The following is a 6519-nucleotide window of genomic DNA, read 5'->3' as shown; positions in this document are numbered from 1 at the left end:
GTCCCGCTTTGTGAATAATCTCGCAGGTAACGGGGGTGCCAGCCGTTCTGGCCTTGCCGCGAATGGGTATATGACCGAGACCCTGAAGATACAGCTTGCCGTGGGCACAGTTCTCACCGGGGCTTGCGCCCTGCGAAGGGTGCAGTTTCCAGCCATCCCCGTGGGTCTTGTATCCCCAACCGGGATAGCGATGGATGTTTTTGAATCGCGGGAAACCCGGCGTTTCGCCGTTCTTCACACGCCGGAAGAAGTGCTGAAAGGCCAGGTGCAGACGCTTGAGCGTCACCTGCTCCGATTGGGCATTCAGTCCGGCTAGAGCGGGTACCGCTTTGCGCCATTGCGTGAGCACCTTGCATTGATCAGCAAACGACAATCCCTTGCCGGTTTCCTTGTACACGCGGATGCGTTCTTCCAGCGCCGTGTTATACAACCGCTGATGCAAACCAAGCGTCTCCTGCAGCCGCGCTTCCTGCTCGGCGTTGGGATACAAACGATAGGTCACTTTGCGATTCGGCATCTTTCAATTATACTCGGTTACCATGACTATGCAAACTCTAAGTACTCTACATCATTGCGTTTATAACCTGAACTACCATTTGGTTCTGGTCACGAAATATCGCCGCAGATGTATGACCGGCCCCATGCTGGACCGGCTGGAAGCCATCTGCCGGATTACGGCGGCAAAATGGGAGTGCGAGGTGCTGGAATTCAACGGTGAGGCGGATCATGTGCATCTGCTCTTGTCTTTGACACCGAAAGTGCTCCCATCGGCATTTGTGAACAACCTGAAAACAGTCACCAGCCGATTGCTGCGTAAAGAGTTTGCCGATCATCTGAAACGGTATTATTGGAGTAAGCCGGTATTCTGGAGACGCAGTTATTGCATCCTCACGGTGGGTGGTGCGCCACTGTCCGTGCTCAAACAATACATTGAGCAACAGGAAAGGCCGGAATGATCGCCCTGCGGGCGATAGCGCCGCTTCACCACCCCCTGAACCGCTACGCGGTTACAGGCGGAGCACTACGGCGCGTTCCGGTAGATTACATCTACGATGATTTTTACTGAGGCAACGAGGCGCCACATCCACTAAAAATATCCATCCATATCTTCGATGGGTGAATGGACGGTATACAGCGGAAGCGCCCATCGAGACGGATTGGCCTAGCGGATTGCACACGGATCACTGGAGGGGCCGGAGGATGTGGAAAAGATGAAAATACCATATAATATTGACTGGTTATATTGAGGATCGGAGAGATGCCATGCGCCCATCGCTCGCGTTTGAGCTTCATCGGAATGTCTTAGTTGAAAGTTGGTGGGCGTAGTGAATCCTTTTTATGCGAAGCTGGATGCGGATATCAAGGCCACGCTCTTGGCCCAGATCCGCAATCTCTGGACCCACACGTCCACGGCGATCGAGGGGAATAGCCTCACACTCGGTGATACCGCCTTCGTCCTTGAGGAAGGACTTACCGTTGCCGGCAAACCGCTTCGCGACCATCAGGAAATCTATGGTCATGCCAAAGCCATAGAGATTGTCTACGCATTGATGGATAAGCAATCATCCCTGCAGGAAGAGGATTTGTTTGCGCTGCATCGTGCCGTACTTACTGAAGCAGTAATGGATATCTACAAGCCTGTAGGAAAGTGGAAAAATGAATCTAATTTCACCAACTATATCGGTAATGACGGCCGCCAACATCTACGAGAGTTCCCTGCACCGGAAAAAGTCCCTACATTAATGTCGCAATGGCTGGAAAAGTTGAACAGATTTTGCACAAAGCCCTTAATGGGGATCAATGCGGTGGAAGCATATGCGGGTCTTCATCTCGATTTTGTCACGATCCACCCCTTTTTTGACGGTAATGGCCGGGTGGCGCGCCTGATTGCCAATCTTCCCGTTCTACGCTCAGGTTTCCCGCCTATTGTGGTACCCACAGAAGCCCGTCAGGAATATAAAAGATCGATATCTGACTATCAAGCCACCATTCCTGAACTGGAGAGGTTAGAAACCCTGTCTGATCTTCCCGACAACCTGGAAAGGGATCACTTCAGAGGCTTGTGTCGTGGCTATTGGGAACCGACCCAGGCATTATTACGGGAGGCAATGGAAATGCAGGAAAAAAGAAACGTCAAACGGTCTGCCGCTGAACCATTGGGCGGCTGAAATGACGCATACTGCCGCCTCGAAAGCGGGCCATTCCGTCAGCGGTGCTGACCCTGGGAGTGGGGATGGGTTTCCCGCACCACCAGCGCGATCCACAGCCCCGAAAGGGCGACAATACCGGCTGTAGCCCAGATGGCGGGGAGAATTTCGTTACTCCATTGCGCCACCAGCCCCAGCAGCAACCCGCCGATGGCATAACCGGTATCGCGCCAGTATCGATAGACACCGAGGATACGCCCTCGCTCCAGCGGCGGGGCCGTGTCGGACATGGCGGCGACCAGATTCGGGTACAGGAGCGCCATGCCCAGGCCCATGATGAGCGCCGCCGACATCCACAAAACAAAGCCTTGCACCAGGGCAGTGGTCACCAAGCCCGCAGACAACAGAAAAAAGCCGCTGACGATGGGAATCTTGCGCCCAATGCGATCGGCCAGATGACCGGTCCAGAGTTGCGAGAACCCCCAGACGGCCCCGTAGACGCCAGTGATCCAGCCGATGGCCACCACCCCCATGGCGTGCTGCAGGAAGTAGAGGGGAAAGAGCACCCAGACGAGGGTATCGGCCACCTTGTTGGCCACCCCCGCCTGACAAAAGGCGCGGTAGCGCGGGTTCCGGAAAGAGACGTCGATAAAGCCGTGCATCCAGCTCGTGGTAGCCGGAGGCGCAGATACGGGATGGGTGGCATGCTCGGCATGGACCCAGGCGATGGTATCGCGCACCCGCACCAGCAGTACCAGGGCGATCAGGATCGCGCCCAGCCCGAAGAGCAGCAAGGCCCAGCGCGGGCCATAGAGCACCGCCAGATAACCGGTGGCGAGACCCGCGAGACCCATGCCCACATACCCCGCCGCCTCATTGATCCCCACCGCCAGGCCCCGTTGTCGGCTGCCCGCCAGGTCGATCTGGCTGGTCACCGTCATGGTCCAGGTGAAGGCCTGGTTGATGCCGAGAAAGACGTTGGCAGCAATGATCCACCACCAGTTGGGGGCGAAGAAGATCAGCAGGGGGATGGGGATGCCGGCGATCCAGCCGAACAGCAGGACACGCTTGCGCCCGATGCGATCGGAAAGGGTGCCGGCCACCAGATTGAGCGCCCCTTTGACCAGGCCAAAGGAAATCACGAAGCTCGCGAGAAAGAGAAACGCCCCCTTGGTCACCCCGAAATCGTGGGCCAGAGAGGGCAGCACCGTGCGCTCCATGCCGATGACCAGACCGACAAGGAATACCTGCATGGTCTGCAGCAGAAACTGGCCACTGTTGCGGGCGATTCCCCGCTGATAAGCCCCGGCGGCTGCCTGCACCGGGTTCATGAAGGTGTTTTGCGCAGCGGCACAACTTCCGCCAGTTGCTGGCGGCAGGCGGTGGTGATATCCATCTGGTCAAGGATCAGCTTCCGCACGATCTCGCAGGTCTCCAGCACGTCGGGGCTGGTGAGACGGTAATGGCAGAAGGTGCCGCACTTGTCGCAATGGACCAAGCCACGCGCCTTGAGCACGTTGAGGTGTTGCGAGACATTGGCCTTGGACAGCCCGGTCAGCTCGGTCAACTCCCCCGCCGTATGCTGCCGTTCTCCCAGGTAGTGGATCATCTCCAGGCGCTTGGGATGAGCCAGCGCCGCAAAGACCTCGGCAAAGAGGGCGAAGCGCACCGTCTCCGCGCTCATGCCGCCGCCCCCAGATTGACCGCCACGATGCGCGCCATCTCCGTCGGCCGCTCCGGGATATTGGCTGTGAGTTCGCGGATGAAGGCGTCCCGGTCGGTCATGGACAGATAGGGGTCCCAGCGCTTCTCGAAGCCGATGGTGGAGGACGGCTTGCCGGACAGCCCCGCACCACAGACACTGCCCGCCGCATGGCCGGGGAACATTTCCAGGTCGTCGGGCAGGGTGAGGAGCTTGGCGTGGATGCTGTCGAAGATCCAGCCCGCCATTTCCTCCGGCGTTCCCCCCAAATCGGGCCGACCGACGCTACCGACAAAGAGGGTGTCGCCGGTGAGCACGAACCAGGGGTCGGCGCTGCGCCGCAGGTCACTGACCAGCAGGCAGATGCTGTCGGTGGTATGACCGGGGGTATGCAGAACTTTGGTGATGACATTACCGCTCTCCAGGACCTCGCCGTCCTTGAGCCCGCGGATCGGGAAATGGACCTTGCCCACATCGCTTTCGTGCAGGCAGTAGGGTGCATCCGCCAGTTCCGCCAGTTTCCGGCCGCCGGAAAAATGATCGGCATGAATGTGGGTGTCAATCACAAAGCCGATCCGCACGACGGCCTTTTGCGCTTCATCCAGAAACCACTGCTCATCGCCAGCCACGACATCCACCGCCACCGCCGAACCCTTGCTGCCACATCCGTAGAAATAGGACAGGGTACCATCAGCATTGCTGCGTTGTTTAAAAAACATGGGCCACCTCAAATATTCGTTAGTAAATATACTTTGCAACAATGAAACTAAAAGAACCCCCGCCATTTGTCAATGCACCCCAGTACACTCCGATCTGTGCTATCCCGTCTCCCCCGAAATGGCTACCAGGCCGCCCCAGGGCAACGTGTGGGGCAGCAGCCGTTCCATCGTCCGTGCCACCCGATTTCCGGCAGGAAGAAATATGGCGGAATGCACTGCTAGTCGGCGTACCGGCAAACCAGAGAAGAAGCCGAGCAACTCGTCGGGACGATGCCAGCGCGCCCCATGGTAGGCCCCGCTCCCGCCGCCCTGCCCTTTCTGCGCATAGAGCAGGCTTGCCCGGTTGAGCCAGCCGATGGCAAAACGCTGGCGCGCCACCCGCACGACCTCGGCCACGGCCTGCCGTTCATCCTCCAAAAAACACAGGGCCGCAACCGAAACCACCTGGTCGAAACTACGGTCAGGAAAAGGCAGGGAGCGGGTGTCTCCGGCTACCCAGCGGATCGCGGGAGGGCCCTTGGCGCGGGCGAAGGCAAGCCAGTCCGGGTTGGGATCCAGGCCAGTGACGAGGAGGCCCTCTTCGGCAAAGCGGCGGGTGAACCAGCCGGTACCACAGCCCACGTCCAGAAGCGTGTTCCCCGGCTGCGTCTGCAGGAGCCTGGAAAGCAGGCGGAACTCCGCCGTGCCGATCCACCGCCCGCGAGGGGTATCATACCAGGCGTCATAGGCGGCGGCGTCCATCAGCCTGCGGCGCCCGCCAGCCGCAAAGAACACGCGGCCAATAGCAGCAAAGGTTTCCATGGTTTCTTAAGCAAGCTTGCGAGGGGCATATCGCTTACTCCTGTACAAAGTGGATTATAGCCACGTTTGACGGGTCAGCCAGAGTGGCTTCTCCGGCTTAGGATACACTGTCACGCAACCGTTGTGACTGCCGCGGTCAACGTAGGTTTCAGCTCCTGGCATGCATGTGGCCCGACACTCCGGAGTGTTCCTTATCCGTCCACATTGCCTTATAATGCCCAGTGCTACGCCTCGCTCACCACCCTTACGAAAGGAACTAAAGAGTATCATGCGCCGTCTGCCCTATGATGACTGCAATAAAAAAGAGATGGTTCTGCGTGACTTTCTCGCCATGGACAGAACAGTGTTTGCGGGTACGCGTACTTTCCTGGGCTATATTCGTGTGACCTTAACTTTAGTCATTGCCACGCTCATTTTTATTCGTTTTTTCCATGGTCATCTTGAGGATCATCTCTTCTATCTGGGCTTTATTCTCGCGCTGATTGTCTTTGCCGCAGGCCTTTCGCTCTATCTGAAAATTAAAACGCACCACAAAGAGCTACAGAGAATGGAAGATTACGAAAAGATAGAGGATGATCTGCAATGAAATCCAGATTCTTATTCAATCATCTGGATGCGCACCGGCAAAATTTTCATACTTACCCCAAAAGCAAGCTGGTGTTACGTGACTGGCTCGCACTGGACCGCACAGCAGCTGCCAATCGCCGGGTTTTATATTCTTTTTTACGCACCATGCTGGACTTGGCAATCGCTGGCTTGGTACTTATTCACTTCTTTGATTATCAAATCGTCATTGTTCTCGGCGCGATATTCCTCTTGTTATCAGTGATTGTGGGTAGCTTTAGCTACTTCCGATTTTTGCGGGTGCAGAGTCATTACTATAAGTTTTTGCGGGAGTCGGAGGCGCATTTTCCGCCTATTCTGGCGCGCCGAGATAACCGTTCCTGATGCGGCCCAACGCCGTCATTCCTCCAGTTCCTGCACATTCACCTTCGGCACATTCTGCAGGGGCGGGCGCTCCCAATTGTAATCACTCGTGCTGCCGCCCCGTTGTTCGTGTGCCTGATAGCGCTGGTACGCATGCACTTTTGCCACCTCCCTCTGTAATTCCAGCTCGGCGCGGGCAAAATCCATCGGCAGAACCGCGGCT

9 protein-coding genes and 1 pseudogene are annotated in these 6519 nt (G+C 57.1%); 4 read left to right on the top strand and 6 right to left on the bottom strand.

Annotated elements, in window-relative coordinates:
• Positions 1-517 (bottom strand): RNA-guided endonuclease InsQ/TnpB family protein (locus tag AC2VNK_RS05505; RefSeq protein WP_486883111.1); only part of this gene is annotated, 517 nt, incomplete at its 3' end.
• A 28-nt stretch (positions 518-545) separates the two neighbouring features.
• Between AC2VNK_RS05505 and tnpA the strand changes: the two genes are divergently transcribed.
• Positions 546-956, top strand: coding sequence for an IS200/IS605 family transposase (gene tnpA / locus AC2VNK_RS05500; protein ID WP_486883112.1), 411 nt, complete (start codon positions 546-548; stop codon positions 954-956).
• A gap of 369 nt (positions 957-1325) precedes the next feature.
• A complete protein-coding gene (locus tag AC2VNK_RS05495; protein WP_486883110.1) occupies positions 1326-2168 on the top strand; it encodes a Fic family protein in 843 nt (280 codons plus the stop codon).
• Between the two features lie 38 nt (positions 2169-2206).
• Here AC2VNK_RS05495 and AC2VNK_RS05490 read toward each other — a convergent pair whose 3' ends face one another.
• The 4 genes from AC2VNK_RS05490 to AC2VNK_RS05475 all read right to left on the bottom strand — a co-directional run bounded on the left by AC2VNK_RS05490 (position 2207) and on the right by AC2VNK_RS05475 (position 5309).
• On the bottom strand, positions 2207-3478 hold the full coding sequence (locus tag AC2VNK_RS05490) for an MFS transporter (RefSeq protein ID WP_291522529.1): 1272 nt from the start codon (positions 3476-3478) through the stop codon (positions 2207-2209).
• The gene (locus AC2VNK_RS05485; RefSeq protein WP_215857097.1) at positions 3475-3831 is read right to left on the bottom strand and encodes an ArsR/SmtB family transcription factor; all 357 of its coding nucleotides are present in this window, start codon (positions 3829-3831) and stop codon (positions 3475-3477) included. Before AC2VNK_RS05485 ends, AC2VNK_RS05490 begins: the two co-directional genes overlap by 4 nt.
• Positions 3828-4568 carry an MBL fold metallo-hydrolase gene (locus AC2VNK_RS05480; RefSeq protein WP_486883109.1) on the bottom strand — a complete coding sequence of 247 codons (741 nt, stop codon included), beginning with the start codon at positions 4566-4568 and terminating at the stop codon, positions 3828-3830. The genes AC2VNK_RS05485 and AC2VNK_RS05480 overlap by 4 nt, the downstream gene beginning before the upstream one ends.
• Positions 4569-4667: 99 nt before the next feature.
• The gene (locus AC2VNK_RS05475) at positions 4668-5309 is read right to left on the bottom strand and encodes a class I SAM-dependent methyltransferase (RefSeq protein ID WP_366937024.1); all 642 of its coding nucleotides are present in this window, start codon (positions 5307-5309) and stop codon (positions 4668-4670) included.
• A 328-nt stretch (positions 5310-5637) separates the two neighbouring features.
• Between AC2VNK_RS05475 and AC2VNK_RS05470 the strand changes: the two genes are divergently transcribed.
• Both AC2VNK_RS05470 and AC2VNK_RS05465 read left to right on the top strand, forming a co-directional pair.
• Entirely contained in the window at positions 5638-5955 is a 318-nt protein-coding gene (locus tag AC2VNK_RS05470) for a DUF202 domain-containing protein (RefSeq protein ID WP_486883108.1), read from the top strand.
• On the top strand, positions 5952-6317 hold the full coding sequence (locus AC2VNK_RS05465; protein WP_291522539.1) for a DUF202 domain-containing protein: 366 nt from the start codon (positions 5952-5954) through the stop codon (positions 6315-6317). Before AC2VNK_RS05470 ends, AC2VNK_RS05465 begins: the two co-directional genes overlap by 4 nt.
• 15 nt (positions 6318-6332) lie before the next feature.
• On the opposite strand, the pseudogene AC2VNK_RS05460 reads toward AC2VNK_RS05465, so the two are convergent.
• Positions 6333-6519: pseudogene (locus AC2VNK_RS05460) on the bottom strand (ATP synthase F1 subunit epsilon); the annotation flags it as partial.

Source organism: Acidithiobacillus sp. TH-A35 (assembly GCF_057473505.1).
The sequence above is the reverse complement of the archived record's forward strand: the minus strand, read 5'-3'. Positions and strand labels throughout refer to the sequence as shown.